At 70.2% G+C, this 18,038-nt stretch carries 16 protein-coding genes and 4 pseudogenes; 14 read left to right on the top strand and 6 right to left on the bottom strand.

The features are described 5' to 3' along the window. Positions 1-262 precede the first annotated feature (262 nt). The 8 genes and pseudogenes from HCA58_RS22380 to HCA58_RS22345 form a co-directional block, all read left to right on the top strand. Entirely contained in the window at positions 263-1,531 is a 1,269-nt protein-coding gene (locus tag HCA58_RS22380; RefSeq protein ID WP_169599936.1) for a lycopene cyclase family protein, read from the top strand. Between the two features lie 72 nt (positions 1,532-1,603). Further along, positions 1,604-2,083 carry a ribonuclease HI gene (rnhA, locus tag HCA58_RS22375; protein WP_205809433.1) on the top strand — a complete coding sequence of 160 codons (480 nt, stop codon included), beginning with the start codon at positions 1,604-1,606 and terminating at the stop codon, positions 2,081-2,083. Between the two features lie 162 nt (positions 2,084-2,245). Continuing rightward, positions 2,246-5,035: a sialidase family protein gene (locus tag HCA58_RS22370; RefSeq protein ID WP_169599935.1), complete on the top strand. Its 2,790-nt coding sequence runs from the start codon at positions 2,246-2,248 to the stop codon at positions 5,033-5,035. Between the two features lie 56 nt (positions 5,036-5,091). Beyond that, positions 5,092-5,901, top strand: a complete 810-nt coding sequence (locus tag HCA58_RS22365) for a carbohydrate ABC transporter permease (protein ID WP_169599940.1) — start codon at positions 5,092-5,094, stop codon at positions 5,899-5,901. Between the two features lie 14 nt (positions 5,902-5,915). After that, positions 5,916-7,241, top strand: coding sequence for a sugar ABC transporter substrate-binding protein (locus HCA58_RS22360; protein WP_169599939.1), 1,326 nt, complete (start codon positions 5,916-5,918; stop codon positions 7,239-7,241). Next, on the top strand, positions 7,238-8,272 hold the full coding sequence (locus HCA58_RS22355; RefSeq protein ID WP_169599933.1) for an ABC transporter ATP-binding protein: 1,035 nt from the start codon (positions 7,238-7,240) through the stop codon (positions 8,270-8,272). Before HCA58_RS22360 ends, HCA58_RS22355 begins: the two co-directional genes overlap by 4 nt. 59 nt (positions 8,273-8,331) lie before the next feature. Further along, on the top strand, positions 8,332-9,201 hold the full coding sequence (locus HCA58_RS22350) for a sugar ABC transporter permease (RefSeq protein WP_169599938.1): 870 nt from the start codon (positions 8,332-8,334) through the stop codon (positions 9,199-9,201). A 427-nt stretch (positions 9,202-9,628) separates the two neighbouring features. Further along, a pseudogene (locus HCA58_RS22345) lies at positions 9,629-9,856 on the top strand (BBE domain-containing protein); the annotation flags it as partial. Positions 9,857-9,918: 62 nt separating this feature from the next. Here the strand turns inward: HCA58_RS22345 and HCA58_RS23775 are convergent. The 3 genes and pseudogenes from HCA58_RS23775 to HCA58_RS23765 all read right to left on the bottom strand — a co-directional run bounded on the left by HCA58_RS23775 (position 9,919) and on the right by HCA58_RS23765 (position 11,496). Continuing rightward, a complete protein-coding gene (locus HCA58_RS23775; RefSeq protein ID WP_240956586.1) occupies positions 9,919-10,374 on the bottom strand; it encodes a nitroreductase family deazaflavin-dependent oxidoreductase in 456 nt (151 codons plus the stop codon). A 39-nt stretch (positions 10,375-10,413) separates the two neighbouring features. After that, positions 10,414-10,965, bottom strand: a pseudogene (locus HCA58_RS23770) (DsbA family oxidoreductase); the annotation flags it as partial. 75 nt (positions 10,966-11,040) lie between these two features. Next, complete coding sequence (locus HCA58_RS23765) at positions 11,041-11,496, bottom strand: DUF6069 family protein (protein WP_169599931.1); 456 nt, start codon at positions 11,494-11,496, stop codon at positions 11,041-11,043. Positions 11,497-11,620: 124 nt separating this feature from the next. Between HCA58_RS23765 and HCA58_RS22330 the strand changes: the two are divergent. The 4 genes and pseudogenes from HCA58_RS22330 to HCA58_RS22320 all read left to right on the top strand — a co-directional run. After that, positions 11,621-12,445, top strand: a pseudogene (locus HCA58_RS22330) (biotin carboxylase N-terminal domain-containing protein); the annotation flags it as partial. 47 nt (positions 12,446-12,492) lie between these two features. Then, positions 12,493-12,971: pseudogene (locus HCA58_RS23760) on the top strand (FAD-containing monooxygenase EthA); the annotation flags it as partial. Positions 12,972-12,986: 15 nt separating this feature from the next. Further along, a complete protein-coding gene (locus HCA58_RS22325; protein ID WP_240956584.1) occupies positions 12,987-13,136 on the top strand; it encodes a hypothetical protein in 150 nt (49 codons plus the stop codon). A gap of 172 nt (positions 13,137-13,308) precedes the next feature. Next, positions 13,309-14,007, top strand: coding sequence for a hypothetical protein (locus tag HCA58_RS22320; RefSeq protein WP_169599930.1), 699 nt, complete (start codon positions 13,309-13,311; stop codon positions 14,005-14,007). 172 nt (positions 14,008-14,179) lie between these two features. Here the strand turns inward: HCA58_RS22320 and HCA58_RS22315 are convergent, their stop codons facing one another. Beyond that, entirely contained in the window at positions 14,180-14,416 is a 237-nt protein-coding gene (locus tag HCA58_RS22315) for a hypothetical protein (RefSeq protein WP_169599929.1), read from the bottom strand. Between the two features lie 129 nt (positions 14,417-14,545). Here HCA58_RS22315 and HCA58_RS22310 point away from each other — a divergent pair, with 129 nt between their 5' ends. Together HCA58_RS22310 and HCA58_RS22305 are read left to right on the top strand one after the other, a co-directional pair. Further along, positions 14,546-15,706 carry a geranylgeranyl reductase family protein gene (locus HCA58_RS22310; RefSeq protein ID WP_169599928.1) on the top strand — a complete coding sequence of 387 codons (1,161 nt, stop codon included), beginning with the start codon at positions 14,546-14,548 and terminating at the stop codon, positions 15,704-15,706. Between the two features lie 153 nt (positions 15,707-15,859). Next, positions 15,860-16,762 carry an SDR family oxidoreductase gene (locus HCA58_RS22305; RefSeq protein WP_169599927.1) on the top strand — a complete coding sequence of 301 codons (903 nt, stop codon included), beginning with the start codon at positions 15,860-15,862 and terminating at the stop codon, positions 16,760-16,762. A gap of 52 nt (positions 16,763-16,814) precedes the next feature. Here the strand turns inward: HCA58_RS22305 and HCA58_RS22300 are convergent, their stop codons facing one another. Further along, complete coding sequence (locus tag HCA58_RS22300) at positions 16,815-17,486, bottom strand: nucleotidyl transferase AbiEii/AbiGii toxin family protein (protein WP_346776086.1); 672 nt, start codon at positions 17,484-17,486, stop codon at positions 16,815-16,817. Beyond that, positions 17,483-17,824, bottom strand: a complete 342-nt coding sequence (locus tag HCA58_RS22295; protein ID WP_169599925.1) for a hypothetical protein — start codon at positions 17,822-17,824, stop codon at positions 17,483-17,485. The genes HCA58_RS22300 and HCA58_RS22295 overlap by 4 nt, the downstream gene beginning before the upstream one ends. Positions 17,825-18,038 lie beyond the last annotated feature (214 nt).

Here is an 18,038-nt window from a genome sequence, read left to right as displayed (position 1 = left end):
CAGGACATGCCCCTGACCGAAGCCGCCCAGACCGTGCAGGTGTCGGCGTACCCCGACCACTACGCCCAGTGGGAACAACAAGCCGCCGACCTCGTCACCCAACACTGGACCAACTGACCCCGCGGTCAGACAACAACCGAAGACGTTCCTCCACCGGGGGAGCAAGAACCGCTGGCCGGCACCCGACACCCGGGTGCCGGCCAGCGGGCTTTCGTCGTCCGGACCCCCGGCAACGGCCCCTGCGCCTTCGACAGGCCTGACGATGTGGCAGCGTGAGCGGATGGACTCCTCGCCCGTCGACGTCGATCTCGCCCTGGTCGGTGCGGGTGGTGCCGCGTCGCTGGTGCTGGCCGCGTTGGCCCGGCACCGGGTACGCGACGTGCTGATTGCGGTCGTCGATCCGGTGCACCGACGTGGGCAGGACCGCACCTGGGCGTTCTGGGGCCAGCCCGGCAACGACCTGGACGAACTGCTCAGCGCCAGCTGGTCACGGGTCGAGGTGGTCACGCCGGACGCGCAGCGCGCCCTGGACCTGACGCCCCTTCGGTACGCGATGTTGCGCTCCGGCCCGATCTACGCCCGCGCCGCCGAGGCGGAGCGGCACCTGGGCGTGACCCGGATCGTCGCCGCGGCGGGTCGCGTCGACGACGACGGTGACCAGGTGTTGGTACGTGCCGTCGACGGTCGACCGCTGCTGCGGGCCCGCTGGCTGCTGGACTCCCGACCGCGGCCACCTCGGCGACCCGGGCGCACCAACTGGTTGCAGCACTTCCGGGGTTGGTGGTTGACGGCGGACCGGCCGGTTTTCGACCCGGCCCGGGCTGTGCTCATGGACTTCCGTACCCCGCAGCCGGCCCGGGGTGTCTCCTTCGGCTACGTGCTGCCCGTCGACAGCCGGTACGCGCTCGTCGAGTACACCGAGTTCTCGCCCGACCTGCTCAGCGGAGCGGCGTACGACGCGGCCCTGGCCGGGTACCTCGGCCAGCTCGGCCTCGACCCGGCGCGGCTCACCGTGACCGAGGTCGAGAACGGGGTCATCCCGATGACCGACGGTCCGTTCGTGGCCCGACCCTCGCCCCGGGTGGTGCGGCTCGGTACCGGCGGTGGTGCCACCCGGCCCTCGACCGGCTTCACCTTCTCGGCGATGCACCGTCAGGCCGAACAGGTGGCCAGGGCCGTCGCCGCTGGCCGACCGCCGGTGCCGGATCCCGCGTACCCCGGCCGGCACCGGTGGATGGACGCGGTTGCCCTGCGGGCACTCGACGCCGGCCTGGTCGACGGGCCGGAGTTCTTCGGCCGCCTCTTCGACCGCAACCCGGCCACCCGGGTGCTGCGCTTCCTCGACGGTGACACCAGCGTCGTCGAGGACCTGGCGGTGATGCGCTCCACCCGCCTACGACCCATGGTCAGCGCCACTGTCACCGACGTCGCCGCACGGATAGGCGACCGGCTCGCACCGTCGCGCCGCCCGGCGTGGACGGTGCCGCCGCCCGTTGTCGACTCCGAGTCGCCACCCGGTCCGGGTCGTTGAGCTACAGCGGTCGACGGTCGACAACACCCGTCCGGCGATCTGGAGGCCCACGGACGGGTAAGGTCTGCCGCCATGGTGGACGGAACGGCCGGCCTGGTGGTGCGGATCTGGACCGACGGGGCGTGCAGCGGCAACCCCGGCCCGGGTGGCTGGGGTGCGGTGCTGCGCTACGGCTCCCACGAGCGTGAACTACGCGGCGGTGAGGCAAGCCACACCACGAACAACCGCATGGAGTTGACCGCCGCCATCGAGGCACTGGAGAGCCTGACCCGCCCGGTCACCGTCGAGCTGCACACCGACAGCACCTACGTGCGCAACGGCATCACCAGTTGGCTGGCATCCTGGAAACGCAACGGCTGGCGGACCGCCGCCAGACAGCCGGTCAAGAACGCCGACCTGTGGCAGCGGCTCGAAGCGGCCGGCGCCCGGCACCAGATCACCTGGCTGTGGGTGAAGGGCCACAACGGGCACCCGGAGAACGAGCGGGCCGATGCGCTGGCCAACGAGGGTCTGAACGAGGCCCGTGCCGCCACCGCACCGAGCCGCCGTTGACCGGCTGACCGTCGACGACGGCAGGGCAGCGGTTCGATAACACTCACCAGCTCTATTGCCTGCGGTGGATCTCTCTGACATATTCCTGCGTGGACGCTGCCAGCGACGGTCGCCAATCCGGGTGCCGTGCTGCGGTGACGCCGTCATGCCGGAGGGACCCTCGTGAAGCGTAGACGTCGCCATCTACTCGTTGGCCTGGCGGTCGGTGCCCTGGTGGCGTCGACCGGCCTGGTCGGAATCCACTTCGCCGGTGCCGAGGTGCCGACACCCGTCGCGGTCGGCGGGGAGATGCCCGACGCCCTCGGCGCCCACCTGGAGCAGCTGCGCCGGTCCGTTCCCGGCGACGGAGGCATGTCACCCGACGGTCCGGGTGGCGCCGCCCAGCAGGCGTTCCTGGAACGTGCCTACCCCGCCGACGCGATCACCGTCGCCCAGCTGGACCGGTCCAAGGCGGCCTACACGGCGGCTGACAAGCGGTTCAAGGGTAGTGGGCAGTGGACGAACATCGGCCCCAGCGAGGCGCTCTACCCGTTCACCGAATACCGCGACGCCTTCAACTACGTGCCCAACGAGTACGTGGCCGGTGGCCGAGTCACCTCGATCGACATCAGCCCGGACTGCTCGAAGTTGCTCTGCCGGGCGTACGTGACGCCGGCCGGCGGCGGCGTGTGGGGCACCCTGAACATTCTCACCGCCGAACCGAAGTGGTTCTACCTGGGCGGCCCGCTCGGCATCAACGCCGCCGGAGCGGTGACCATCGACCGCAACGACCGCACCGGTCTGACCATCTACGTCGGCACCGGTGAAGCCAACACCTGCGGCTCCGGCTGCGTCGCCGGAGTCGGCCTGTACCGGTCGACGAACGGCGGCCTGACCTGGTCCGGCCCGCTGGGCAAGGATGTTCTCGGCGGCAAGGGCATCGGTGAGATCACCATCAAGCCGGGCGACCCGAAGACGCTGTACGTGGCGACCACCACGGCGCTGCGCGGCATGTCCAGCTCCTGCTGCAACGGTGTCACCCGGCCGGTGCCGGACGCCGAGAAGTGGGGCCTGTACAAGTCGACGAACGGTGGTAAGAGCTGGAAGTTCATCCACAACGGCTCGGCGGACGCCACGGCCTGCACCGGCAACGCCGCCGAGTACACCAACACCACCAGCTGCTCGCCGCGGGGCGTACGCCAGGTCAAGCTCGACCCGCGTGACGCCGACATCGTCTACGCCAGCTCGTACGGTCGGGGAGTGTGGCGTTCGTCGGACGCCGGAGCGACCTGGACGCAGATCAAGCCGTCGCTGAACGCCGCGATGTTCCAGACCCGCGCGGCGATCGACGTGACCACCCTGCCCGGCGGCAAGACCCGGATGTACGTCTACGAGGGCAACACCGGCAACCCGTACTCGCGACTGTTCCGCAGCGACGACGTGGCCACCGGCTCGCCGACGTTCACCGACCTGACCAGCTCCAACCCGGCCGACCCGGGCTTCGCCACCTACAACCAGTGCACCGGGCAGTGCTGGTACGACGTGTTCGTGCACACCCCGCAGGGCCACCCCGACATCGTCTACACCGGCGGGTCGTACGTGTACGGCGAGACGGTGGCGAACAAGCGTGCGGTGGTCCTCTCCACCGACGCCGGGGTCAGCGGCACCGACATGACCTTCGACGGCACCGACGAACTGCACCCCAACGGTCTGCACCCCGACCAGCACGACCTGGTCACCAACCCGCGTAACCCGTACCAGTTCTTCGAGGCCAGCGACGGCGGTGTGATGCGGTCCAGCGGTGATTTCGTCGACCGCTCCTCCTGGTGCGACAACCCGGCCCGTAACCTCACCACCCAGGTCCGTGTCGACCGCTGCAAGCAGATGCTGTCGAAGATCCCGTCGAAGCTGGACGGCGTCAACAAGGGCATGAACACCCTGCAGTTCATCAGCCTGTCGGTGAGCCCGCACGACGCGGACCTGCTGCAGGGCGGCACCCAGGACAACGGCACCTGGGAGAACAAGGGTGAGCGTCGGCGGTGGGTCAACACGATGATCGGTGACGGTGGGGCCTCCGGCTGGGACGTCGCCCGTCCCGAGTTCCGCTTCCACACCTTCTACGACGTGTCACCTGAGGTGAACTTCGCTGACGGAGACATCGCCAACTGGATCTGGACCGCCGACCCGATCTACGGTCAGCCGGGCAGTCTGTTCTACGCCCCGGTGATCAGCGACCCCAAGGTCAGCGGCACCATGTTCGCCGGCACCGGGCTGTCGGCGTACCGCACCAAGACCTTCGGCCTGGGTGACCGGAGCTTGGCCGAGGCCGACCGGATCTGCAACACCTGGACCGGCACCTACGAGGAGCAGTGCGGCGACTGGGAGCCACTGGGCACCACCAACCTGACCGGTACCGGCTGGGGTGACCGGGCCGGCGGTGCGGTGTCGGTCATCCAGCGGGTCGACTCCGACAGCTCCACAGCGTGGGCGGCCACCAGCACCGGCCGGGTCTTCGTCAGCCGTAACGTCGACGCCGAACCGGCCGCAGCGGTCACCTGGACCCGGGTGGACAGCGCCGCCACGCCGAACCGCTTCGTGACGAGCATCCACGTCGACCCGGCCGACCCGGCCCGGGCGTGGATCTCCTACAGCGGGTACGGCTCCAACACGCCGTCCACCCCCGGCCACGCCTTCGAGGTGACGGCCACCGCCGCCGGGGCGACCTGGAGCGACCGGTCGTACGACTTCGGGGACCAGCCGATCACCGACCTGGTCCGCGACGACAAGACCGGCGACCTGTACGCCTCCACCGACTTCGGGGTGCTGCTGCTGCCCGAGGGCAGGAGGTCCTGGACCAAGGCGGCGCGTGGCATGCCGAACGTCGAGGTGGCCGGGTTGACCATCGTGCCCGGCGAGCGGATCCTCTACGCTGCCTCGCACGGCCTCGGCGCCTGGAAACTGAACCTGAGGTAGGTAGCACCATCATCGGTACAACACTGGCGAGGGGTCGCGGTCGCGGCCCCTCGCCGCTGCCCGAACGGGCTGCCCGGCTGTGGCGGACGCTCGGCGCGGCCTTCGTCCTGCTGGTCTTCGTCCCGCCGCTGCTGCTGCTGGTCTCCGGCTCCCTCACCGAACCCGGCCTTGCACCGTCGCCGACGCCGCAGCTGCTGCCCGACCCGCTCTCCTCCGCCGGCTACCAGCGTGCCGTCGACCTCGGCGGCCTGCTGCGGGCCTCACTCAACTCGGTGCTGGTGGCCGTGGTGGCGGTGCCGCTGAGCGTGCTGGTCGCCTCCCTCGCCGGCTTCGCGCTCACCCGCATGGCACCGCGTACCACGACTGTCGTGGTGGCCGCCTCACTTGTCGCGCTCATGGTGCCGGCGACCGCCCTGCTGGTGCCCCGCTTCGCGATCTTCCGGCTGCTCGGGCTCACCGACACCCTCGTACCGTTGATCGCGCCGGCGCTGCTGGGCACGTCACCGCTCTACGTGCTGGTCTACCATCTGGCTTTCCGGGCGTTGCCCGCCGACCTGTACGACGCCTGCCTGGTGGAGGACCTGTCGCCGCTGCGTACCTGGTGGCGGGTGGCGATGCCGCTGGTGCGTCCGGTGACCGCCGGGCTCACCGCGTTGACCTTCGTATTGACCTGGTCGAATTTCCTCGACCCGCTGGTCTACGTCTACGACCGTGAGCTGTTCACCCTGCCGCTGGCACTGCGGTCACTGTCCCTGTTGGACCCGACGAACTTTCCTGTCTTCCTCGCCGGGGCGGTGATCGCCACGGTGCCCGCGCTCGTGGTGTTCGCCCTGGCACAGCGGCGCTTCCTGCACCACGACGACTGAACCGAGGGATGACCATCGTGCGAATCAGAGCCCTGTCCGCCCTCGCGTTGAGTGCCCTGCTCGCCGTCACCGGCTGCGGTTCCGGCAGCGGGTCGTCGGCCGGCGAACCGGTCAAGCTGCTGGTGTTCGGGGCACCGGAGGAGTTGGCCGCGTACCGCACCCTCGTCGGGGCCTACCAGCGGGCCCGGGACGGCGAGCAGGTGCAACTGATCGAGGCCAGCGACCGCAAGGACCTGCTGGCCCGCCTCGCCACCTCGGTTGCCGGCGGTGCACCACCGGACCTGTTTCTGATGAACTACCGCTTCTACGGTCAGTTCGCCGCCAAGGCGGTGGTGGAGCCGCTGGACGAGCGGATCGCCGCCTCGTCGGTGCTCGACCCGGCGGACTACTACCCGGTCGCGATGGAGGCGTTCCGTTGGGACGGTGCCCAGTTGTGCCTGCCGCAGAACGTCTCCAGCCTGGCCGTCTACTACAACCGCACCCTGTTCACCACCTACGGTGTTCCTGAGCCGACGACCGGCTGGACCTGGAACGACCTGGTCACCACCGCCACCTTGCTGACCCGCGACGACCGGGGACTGGTGATCAAGGGCACCGAGGCGGAGGGAGCGGCGCGGCTGCCGGCCGTGCACGGGGTCGGTGTGGAGCCGTCGATCATCCGGCTGGCCCCACTCGTCTGGTCCAACGGCGGCGAGATCGTCGACGACCCCGATCGGCCGACCCGGCTCACCCTGGACAGTCCGGCCGCCCGCGAGGCGCTGCGGAACCTGATCGACCTGCGACAGGCGTACGGGGTGGTGCCCAGCGACGCCGAGGTCGAGGCGGAGGACGACGAGTCGCGGTTCCTCAACGGTCGACTCGCCATGCTGATGACCTCCCGACGGGCCACCACCAACTTCCGCACCATAACCGATTTCGAGTGGGACGTGGCGCCGCTGCCGGTGTACCGGGAGCAGGTGGGTGTGCTGCACTCCGACGCGTACTGCATGACCCGGGGTGCGCGGAACAAGGACGCCGCGTGGCGGTTCATGGAGTACGCGATGGGTCAGCAGGGACAGCGGATCATCGCCGCTACCGGGCGTACCGTGCCGTCACACATCCAGGTGTCCCGTTCCGCGGCGTTCCTGGACCCGAACCAGCCACCCCGCAACTCGCAGGTCTTCCTCGACGCCGTTCCCACCGTCCGGGCCCTGCCCACCGTCTCCACCTGGCCGGAGATCGAGGACCTCAGCTACGGCATCCTGGAGAACGCCGTGCACCGTGGCGACAGGCTCGACGACGTGATCCGGGAACTGGACACCAAGAGTCGGCCGTTGTTCGCCCGAGGGGAGAACGGGTGAGCGCCGGGCTCGTCCTCGAAGGCGTCAGCGCCGCCTACCGGGACACTCCGGTGCTGCACGAGGTGGACCTCAATGTGCGCCGGGGTGAGCTGCTCGTGGTGCTCGGCCCCTCCGGTGCGGGCAAGTCGACGGTGCTGCGGGTGGTCGCCGGGCTGGAACCGGTCACCGCCGGCCGGGTCCGCATCGCCGACCGTGACGTCACCGACGAGCGACCCGGCCGGCGCAACGTGTCGATGGTCTTCCAGTCCTACGCCCTGTTCCCACACCTGAGCGTGGTCGAGAACATCGCCTTCGGGCTGGAGGTACGGGACACCCCACGCCGGCTGGCGCGCGAGCGGGCCCGTACGGCGGCTGAGACGGTGGGCTGCGCCGGGCTGCTCGACCGTCGTCCCGGGCAGCTCTCCGGCGGGGAACGGCAACGGGTCGCGTTGGCTCGGGCGCTGGTCCGGGAACCGGACGTGTTCCTGCTCGACGAACCGCTGTCCAACCTGGACCTGACCCTGCGCACCGAGATGCGTGCCGAGTTGCGGTCCCTGCACGACCGGATCGGCGCGACGATGGTGCACGTCACCCACGACCAGACCGAGGCGCTGGTGCTCGCCGACCGGATCGCGGTGTTGCGTGACGGACGGGTCGAGCAGGTGGGCACCCCGGACGAGATCTGGCGTACCCCGGCGAGCAGCTTCGTGGCCCGGTTCGTCGGTTCACCGGCGATGAACCTGCTCCCGGTGGACGGCCCGCTGCGGCCCCGAGGCGACGCGCCGGCGCTGCGGGACGAACTGTTGGAGATCGGGTTCCGGCCTGAGGCGGTCACCCTCGATCCGACCGAGGGCACCCCGGCCACCGTCGAGCGGGTCGAGGTGATCGGCGAGGACGCCTTCGCGTACCTGATTCTCTGCGCCGGGCAACCGGTGGTCGCCCGGGTGCCGGCCATGCACCTGCCCGAACGCGGTGCGACGGTACGCCTGCACGTGCGTTGGGCCGACACGCACCTGTTCCACGCCGCCACCGGCCGCCGGTACCGGCCGTGAGTAGCGGTGGGTCGGCGCCGGCCCGCACGGATGCCCGGTCGCGCCGGCAACTGGTGCTGATGCTGACGCCGTACCTGGTCGGGTTGGTCGGGTTGGTGCTGGTACCCGCCCTGGTCACGCTCGGCATGTCGGTCACCGACTACGATCTGCTGACCCCGCCGACCTGGGCCGGGCTGGACAATTTCGCCGCCCTGTCCAACGACCCGATCTTCCGGGTGGCGCTGCTCAACTCGGTGGTCTTCGCCCTGGTGGCCGTACCGCTGCGGGTGTCGCTGGCGTTGGGGCTGGCGTTGCTGCTGCACCGGCGGGCGCCCGGGGTCGGCACCGCCCGCACCGCCGCGCTGCTGCCCACCGCCGTACCCGAGATCGCGTACGGCCTGCTCTGGCTGTGGCTGTTCAACCCGTTGTACGGCCCGATCAACCAACTGCTGCGGGTCGGCGGGGAGAACGGGTTGACCGCGCTGGGACGTACCCCGCCGCAGTGGTTGACCGACCCGACGAGTGCCCGCGCCGGGATCATCCTGATGAGCCTGTTCACCATGGGGGAGACCTTCGTGGTGTTGTTGGCCGCCCGGCGGGCGCTGCCCCGCGACGTGTACGAGATGGCTGCCATCGAGGACGCCACCGGCTGGGATGTCTTCCGCCGGATCACCCTGCCGCTGATGGCTCCGGTGCTCGCCCTGCTGGCGGTCCGTGACGCCGTGGCCAGCCTGCACTTCACCTTCGTGCCGGCGTTCGTGGTCACCGACGGCGGCCCCCCGCCGTACGCCACCACCTACCTGTCGCTCTTCGTCTACCAGACCGGGTTCGAGTACCTGCGCTACGGCTACGCGGCGGCGGCGACCCTGGTGATGATGCTGCTGACCGTCGCCGCGGTGTTCGTGCAGTGGCGGCTCATCCGCCGCTACCGTCGCTTCTACCGGGTGTGACGGCCCTACCGGCCTGGTCTGGTGCCGGGCTACCCGACCAACACCGCATCGCGGGCATCACCACCGTCGCGGCAGGTGAACGTCGCAGTCACCCCGGGCGAGGCTCGACCGGGCGGGCGTCGACGGCTCACCTGTCCCCCCGGTTACAGGCTGCCGCCAGTTGCCCGGTGGCCCGGCGGAGAGGTTGGCGGAGAGGACAAGGAGCGACCCCTTCGCCGCCGGCCGTGACGCCGACGTGCACGCCCGCGGCTGCCCTGCCCGCCGCGTGGCCGGGAGTTCGTCGGGCGCAGGCGATAGGGTCTCGGTCAGCACTGCGCGGGCGGGAGACGAGATGACCTCAGAGCATGTCGACGTGCTCATCGTCGGCGCAGGTCTGTCCGGTATCGGAGCCGCCTGTCACCTGCGTCGTCGCCACCCAGGTCGGACGTACGCGACCGGTGGGGTGCCGGTGCCCGATGCCCGCACCGACGGCTGCTACATCAACTATCCGGACCTGGACCTTGCCGACCCGGCGTGGAACACCTCCGGCGTGTCGGCCGCCCAACTGTACTACCGGGGCGGCTACCCGCGCCTTCAGGAGGTCAAGGCCCGCTGGGACCCGCGCAACGTGTTCCGGCACGGCCTATCGGTCGTGCCACCCACGTCGGGGAGTTGAACGGGAGCGGGCCCGTGTCCGGCCGGACACGGGCCCGCTCAGGGCTGACCTCCGGGCCGAGGTCAGCCCTGGTGAGGCTCCAGGACGACGACCGGGATGTTCCGAGTCGTCTCGGTGGCGTACTCGTCGTACTTGGGGAAGATCTTCGCCATCAACTCCCACAGGCGCGGTCGCTCCTCGTCGGTGGCGATCCGGCCCGTCGCGACGAACTTGTCCGCGCGGACCTGGACGTGGACCTCCGGGTCCGCCGAGAGGTTCAGGTACCAGTTCGGATTCTTCGGAGCGGCACCGTTGGAGGCGATCAGGACGACCCGATCGCCGTCCCGGCCGTAGATCAGCGGCGTGCGGACCTGTCGGCCCGTGCGCCGCCCCCGCGTGGTCAGCAGCAGCGTCGGGAAGCCGTAGTAGTCGTGCCCGTCGGCGCCGTCGGTGGCCAGGTAACGCCGCACGTGGCTCTGCACGTCCGGTAGAGGGCTGTCGTGCACCCCGTCAGCGTCCGGCTCGTCGGACGGGACCATCGACCCGGCCCGGCTCGCCGCCGTCATCGCCGCGACGAACGTCTCCTCCGGCTGCTCGCCGAGCATCGGCTGGGCGCCCTCGATCCGGAAGATCGGCACACTGGAGACCCCGGCCTCCCGAACCGACCGCAGCGCGGCGCGAACCTCCTCGGCGCCGGAGTCGTCGGCGGTGACGCCGACCTCGGCGGCCAGGCGGGCCAGCGTCGCGGTGTCGCCGATGTTGAGCCCGTCGGTGAAGTGCGCGCGGAACAGCCGTTCCACCATCGCCTCCGCTCGGCCCTGCCGCGCGGCCTGGGCGACGAGCCGGTGTGCCCCGAACGTCCCGGTGGCGACGGCCCGATCGTAGTGCAGCTCCAGCCCGTCCTTCGCCGTCTCGGTGACGAGGTAACCCAACTGCTGCACCGTCTGCTCGCCGAAGGTCTGGGTGAGCGCTTCGATCAGTGGCATCCCCTCGGTGGACGCGCCGGGTGCCAGCTCGAAGGGGGCAAACCGGATCTCCACCTCGCCCCCCTCGGACCGGAACCGCTCAGCGGCGCGGGCCAGCCGGGTGTATCCGATGTACGAGTGCACGCAGATGAGGTCCAACACCATGTCCACCTGGACCGTGGCATTCCCGATAGTCATGTGCTCAGTCTCCAACCTCAACAGTGGTAGAGGTCAATTCTTTCAGCCGAGCCGGCCCGCTCGCGGCAACGCCGGAATCAGCACCGCCGCGACCGCGACGTGCAGCAGGGCCAGGGTGAGTTGGTTGGTGGTGCTGAAGCCGGGCAGTTGCCAGGGCAGGGTCACGAGAAAGACGATGCTCGCGACGACGGTCCAGATGAGGGCGCCTCGACGCTGCGTGATCTTCTCCAACACCGCGAGCGAGGCCCAGCCGGCGAGACCGGCGAGGAGCGATGCGAAGATCACTGCGGCGAGGGCGAGGTCCACCTTCTCATCCGAACCGTACTGCTTGGGGACGGACACGTCGGCGCCGAGGATCGGCACTGCGACGACCCAGACCAGAGTTGCCGCCAGTACGCCCGCCAGAACGACGACGGCGCGGTTGCGGATGCGCTTGCCGCGCTGCGGCGGGGGTGCCGGCTCATCGTGGGTGAGGGGCTCCTGGCGCTGATCGGTCATAACTGTCTCCCACGAGAAGAAAATCGACGTTGTTTGAACAGTCTGCAACCTCAACTGCGATTGAGGTCAATACGTTCGCGTCTGCGCGGGTGGCTGGGCCGACATCGAAAGGAAATGGGTGCTCATGCGCAAGGTACTGATCGCCAATCGCGGCGAGATCGCCGTTCGTGTCGCCCGGTCCTGCCGGGACGTGGGTGTCGCCTCCGTCGCCGTATATGCGCAGGCCGACCGGGACGCGCCACACGTTCGAATCGCCGACGAGGCGTTCGCGCTGGGTAGCGACACCCCGGCCACCAGCTACCTCGACATGTCCCGCGTGCTGGCGGTGGCCCGGGCGTCGGGTGCCGACGCGGTGCACCCCGGCTACGGACTGCTCTCCGAGAACGCCAATTTCGCCCAGGCCGTCGAGGACGCCGGCCTGGTGTGGATCGGGCCACCGCCGGCGGCGATCCGGCTGCTCGGCGACAAGACAGCGGCCCGGGACCTGGCCCGACGGGTCGGGCGAACCTCGTCGAGAGCTCTGCCGGTCAGTCGGTCTCCGCGCAGGAGGCCCTGGAGTTCGCCCGTACCGTGGGGTTGCCGATCGCTGTCAAGGCAGCGTTCGGCGGCGGGGGCCGCGTCGCTCGACTCTGACGACCCGCCGGTACGCGGCCACAGCATCGAGTTCCGGATCAACAGCGAGGACCCGGCCCGCAACTTCCTGCCGGCCCCCGGCACCGTCACCGCCTGGGAGCCGCCCTCCGGCCCCGGCGTACGGGTGGATGCCGGAGTCGCGGCCGGGTTCACGATCGGCACTGCGTGGGACTCGCTGCTGGCCAAGCTGATCGTCACCGGCGCCACCCGGGAGCAGGCTCTGCGCCGGGCGGCGCGCGCACTGGCCGAGTTCCGCGTCGACGGGCTGCCCACCTGCCTGGACTTCCACCGGGCAGTGGTCGTCGACCCGGCGTTCGCCCCCGAGGTGACCGGTGGCTCCGGCCCGTTCCGTGTCGCGCGTCATTTCACCCCCGTTACGACCCGTGGGACCAGCGGCTGTGCGTGGTGCCCGACGGTGACCTGTTCACCGTGCTGTCCGACGGGCGGGCCGAGGTGGTCACCGATCGCGTGGACAGCTTCATCGCCGAGGGCATCCGACTCGCCTCCGGCCGGGAACTGCCGGCCGACGTGGTGGTCACCGCCACCGGACTGGACCTGCTCGCTCTCGGTGGTATCACTCTGCGGGTCGACGGGGTGGACGTGGACCTGCCGCAGACCGTCTCACCTCCGGTTACGTGCGCCGTGGTGTCGGCAGGCTGCCCCACCAGGGCACCAGGGCCCCCTGGCGACTGCACCAGAACTACCTACGTGACCTGCTACCCATGCGGTACGGGCGGCTGGCCGACCCCAACCTCCGGTTCACCCGGGCCGCTGTCCCGGCCGCGTCCACCGTCGCGCCGCGGCATGAGCGGCGAAACGACGCCGATTCGTCGCGGCGGTAGGTTCGCCTCCGGCAAGTGGATCGGCAGCAGCCGCCGCACGGCGGCGACGCCATCGTCGAGGTGGTGGCCGGGCGGCGGGTCACCGCGATCGTCGCGGCTCACGCCCACGACGACCATGTCCGGGTCGCCCCGCAGCTGTCCCGTTTCGTGCCCGCCTGGGCCTGACTGCACCGTGACCTGGACCGCAGCTGCCCACTGTCGCCGCTTTCCCGGAATGACGGACATACCGGCTGGGTTGTGTTGCCCATAGTGCCGGCTGGCAAACCTCGACCAGTCTGCGCTGCTCCGAGAGCGGCTCAACCTGAGCGGCTCGTACCCGATCGAAAGGGCAACCATCGTGAAGCGTGACTTCACTCGATGGCTCCCGGCCATCGCGACGATCCCGAACCGGAAGACCGTGCTCAGCGTGGTGGGCGTCACCGCCCTCGCCGGACTCGCCGTCGGCCCCACGGCCGTGGCCGCACCGATCACCGTCGGCCCACACGCCGGCGCGGTCGCGGCGATCGACAGGGCCGCCGGGAACTCCGACACCGAGGCCACCATCGTGTCCGGGTTGACGACTGCCGAGAGCGGCGACGATCCGGACACCGACCAGCCGGACCGCGACGAGTTGATCCCTTTCGGCGTGCAGGGCGCGCAGTCGCGGATCCCGCTCGACAACGACCAGCTCGACAATGCCAGGACCATCGTCGAGGTGGCCAAGGAGACAGGTGTCGGTGAGCGGGGTGCCGTGATCGGCGTCGCCACCGCCTTGCAGGAGTCGAAGCTGTACAACCTCGGGCACCTGGGTGCGTGGAACGACCACGATTCGCAGGGCCTGTTCCAGCAGCGCCCGTCCACCGGATGGGGCAGTGTGGAACAGATCCGCGATCCCGAGTACTCCTCGACGGTGTTCTTCGAGGCGCTGAAGAACGTTGGTGGTTGGGAGGATCTGCCGCTGACCACCGCAGCGCAGACGGTGCAGGTGTCGGCCTACCCGTTCCACTACGCGCAGTGGGAGGAGCAGGCGGCGGACCTCGTCTCCCAGCTCTGGTGACCCACGGGGGCGACGGAGCCGGCCCGGGTACGGGCCGGCTCCGTCGCCGCAGCTGGACGTCTAGCAGCGGCGGGCCTCGCCGGGCATGCCGGCGTTCCCAGCCGACGAAGCCGGCCGGGGTATCCAGGCGCCGGCCGGCACCAGAAGCCACCGGGCCCGGTGGGGCGGCTCGTCATGCCAGTTGCTGCGCGCAGAAGCGGGGGCCGAAGTCGAGTCCAGCCATCGGCGAGTCCTCCCGGTGCAGCAGGTTCTTCTCGGTGAGCAGGTGCAGTGGTGTCTTCAGCTGCTCCTCGGTCAGACCGCACTCCTGGGCGATCATGTCGGGGTAGGGCACCTGGCCCCGTGCCTCCAGCGCTGCCACCGCTTCGTACACCCGCACTTCGACGTCCGACAGCCGCACCTGTTGCATGGTGTCCTCCTCGTGCCTTCTCCGCCTGCGGCAGGCGCTCTGCTGCCGGCGGTTACCCGGTGCGGCGGCGAAGATGCCCGCGTCGGCACCGATCTGCCGTCGGGGCTGCGGCTGATCTACCCTGCACCAGTGAGCGTCTGGGAACTCGTGGTGATCGGTGGGGGTCCGGCCGGGCTGTCCGCCGCCTACGCCGCCGCCCGTCGGGGGGTACGCACGCTGGTCGTCGAGCGCGCCGCGCATCCCCGCTACAAGACCTGCGGCGGTGGTCTGATCGGCACCTCGTTGGCCGCGGTGGCCGGGCGGATCGAGGTGCCCGTCCATGACACGGTGGATCGGGTCACCTTCACTCTCGACGGGCGGGGCGGGTTCACCCGCCGCCATGCTGCGGGCCCGCTGGTGCGTATGGTGCGCCGGGAGGAGTTCGACGACCGGCTGCGGGCCGCGACGGTCGCCGCCGGGGCGGAGGTCCGCGAGCGGGCCACCGTCCGGTCGGTGGCGCAGGATCCCGATGGGGTACGGCTGCGGCTGGCCGACGGTGAGGTGCTGCTGGCCCGTACGGTTATCGGTGCCGACGGCTCGTCCGGGGTGTCTGCCCGGCACGTCGGGGTTCGTCACCGTCAGGTCGATCTGGGGCTGGAGCTGGAACTGCCGGTGCCGCCGCCCGAGCAGGACCGTTGGCGCAGCCGGGTGCTGCTCGACTGGGGCCCGCTGCCCGGCTCGTACGCCTGGGTGTTCCCCAAGGGGGACCGGCTGACCGTCGGGGTGATCGCCGGTCGGGGTGAGGGGGAGCGGACCCGACTGTACCTGCGCCGGTTCGTCGATCGTCTCGGGTTGGCCCGTGTGCCGCCGGCACACGACTCGGGTCACCTGACTCGCTGCCGTACGTACGATTCGCCGTTGCGGCGCGGACGGGTGCTGGTGACCGGTGACGCCGCCGGCCTGCTGGAGCCGTGGACCCGGGAGGGGATCAGCTACGCGTTGCGTTCCGGTGAGCTGGCGGGGGAGGCCGTGGCCGGGGCTGATCTCGCCTGCTACGAACGGTCGGTCACCGAGCGCCTCGTCCCGGCCATGCGGGCCGGTGAGCGACTGCTCGACGTTTTCGCCCGTCGCCCGGCGCTGTGTCACGCGTTGCTTGCCACCCCGCCGGGCTGGCGCGCGTTCACCCGGTTCTGTCTGGGGCAGGCCGATTTCGACGAGCTCGTCGACCGGGTGCCGTTCCGGGTCGCACTGGCGATGGCGGCTCGTCTTCCTGGTCCGAGACGCCGCGCCGCCGCGCCGGTATCCGGCTGACCCCACGATCCATTGCCGCCTCGATCCGCGCCCGGTCATCCAGGATCCTAGGATGCTTACGGGTGGTGTCCGCCACACCCGAAGTTTCTGGCGATTTCGCCCGGGTAGGGGCTTACGGGACCGCAGTCCCACATCCCCGACGAGGAGACCTCCGTGAGCGAGACGCAGCACACCCCGCAGAACCCGACGCAGCAATACGGCCAGCAGTCAGGGCAGCCGAGTCAACAGCAGAACCCGCCTGGCCGCACCGACGAGATGACGCCGAGGCCGGATCACGGGGAGGACTCGTACCGGGGCACCGGCAAGCTCGACGGCAGGAAAGCGGTGATCACCGGCGGTGACTCGGGGATCGGCCGGGCGATCGCCATCGCGTACGCCCGGGAGGGAGCAGACGTCCTGATCTCCTACCTCGGTGAGGAAGAGGACGCCGACGCCCGGGAGACGGTGCGCCTCATCGAGGCGGCGGGCCGCACGGGCGTCGCGGTCCGAGGCGACATAACTGACGAGCGCACCTGCGAGGTGTTGATCGAACGGGCGGTGCGTGACCTCGGTGGCATCGACATCCTGGTGAACAACGCGGCGTACCAGATGGCGCAGGACAAAGGTATCGCCGGCATCAGCACCGAGCAGTTCGACCGAGTGTTCAAGACCAACCTGTACGCGATGTTCTGGCTGTGCAAGGCGGCGTTGCCGTACCTGGGTGAGGGGGCCGCGATCATCAACACGTCCTCGATCCAGGCGTTCGACCCGTCGCCGCAGTTGCTCGACTACGCCACCACCAAGGCCGGGATCGCGAACTTCACGAAGGCACTCGCCGCAGATCTGGCCGACCGGGGCATCCGGGTGAACGCGGTGGCCCCGGGGCCGATCTGGACTCCGCTGATCCCGGCGACCATGCCCGAGGAGAAGGTCGAGCAGTTCGGCACGGACACCCCGGTCGGTCGGCCCGGACAGCCGGCGGAACTGGCACCCGCGTACGTCTTCTTCGCCTCGCCGGAGTCGAGCTTCGTCACCGGCGAGATCCTGGGTGTCACCGGCGGGCGTTTCACCACGTGAACCCGCAGCCGACGCGGTTCCCGCCGGTCCGGTGTGGGTCGGCGGGGCCGGTTCAGCGAGGCCAGCCCGCCAGTTGTCGGCGGACCTGGTCGATGTCGGCGGGGCCGAGGCCGTAGCGGGTGAACCGGGCGTCCGGGATGCGGTCGAGGTAGCGGCCGGCAGCCCGGACATCCTCGTCGTCGAGGGCCGGGTCGAGTTGCCGGGCGAGCTTTAGTAACTCCGCCACGGTCCGGTGTTCGAGCGCGGAGGCCACGTCGATGTAGTCGCGTACCTCCCGGCGGTTGACCAGGGCGGCTGTCTTGTTGGCGATGAGGTCGCGGACGTCCATGACGGGCCCGAGGTCCATCACCACCGGGCTACGGTGCCGGTCGAGACGGGCCAGGCTGAGGCGGATGCGTCGATTGTCCCGGGTGACGACGAAGTCCCGCAGGTCCCGGTCGAAGCCGTCGAAGAGGTCAGCGAGGTCGCTGCCCGGGTCGGCGTCGTCCACCTGGAAACCGGCGAGTTCCAGCGCGGCCCGAACGTCGGCCGCCGCAGCGGCGGCGGCACCCTCCACGTCGGCGAAGAGATCGACGTCCTCGGTCGGTCGGGTGACCAGTCCGTGCGCGGCCCATGCCACGCCGCCGCCGAGGACGAAGCGGTGCGGCCCGGCTACGGTCAACGCGACCCGGGCGACTTCGCGGTAGAACCCGTGCGGGTGTGTGTCCGATGGTGTCCGGGTCACGCCGACCGCAGAGCCTGGTGTCGGCTCTCCCACGCCACCCGTACGCCCCGGGGCAGGTTGAGCAGGTGCCACACGCGGCGCAGTGTCCGCCCGTTGACCAGCCGGCGTAGGTCGTCGACGCTCGTGCTCTCGCGCAGCACGTTCTCGTAGAGCCAGAGCAACTGGTCGGGGTCGGCGAGGTCGAAGGCCCGGTCGGCGCACCACATCAGCCGTACCGGCAGTTCCACCATTCCTGTGGTGGGCCCGTGAAGTTCGGTGAGTGTCCGGGCCACCACGGCGCGACGGCCGGGCCGGGCCAGGTGCGCCCCGCTGGTCGTGGTGGGGGAGACCGCCTGCATGGTGTCAGGGTAACCCCAGACCGGGACGACCCGGGCCCGTGACCTGATGCGGAGTTCCTGTACGGCCGTGGCGGGCGCCGCCCCCGGGTGGGTGCTGACGGGAATGGTGGCGGGTCGGTGGTCGTTACACATGGTCCCGGCGACGTGAGGTAGACCCCCGGCCGGAGATCTTGTTCCCTTTCTTGTTTTTCTGTGCCCTTTTCTGTTGGTGTTT

Source organism: Micromonospora sp. HNM0581, assembly GCF_012726175.1.
Lineage (GTDB): Bacteria > Actinomycetota > Actinomycetes > Mycobacteriales > Micromonosporaceae > Micromonospora.
The sequence above is the reverse complement of the archived record's forward strand: the minus strand, read 5'-3'. Positions and strand labels throughout refer to the sequence as shown.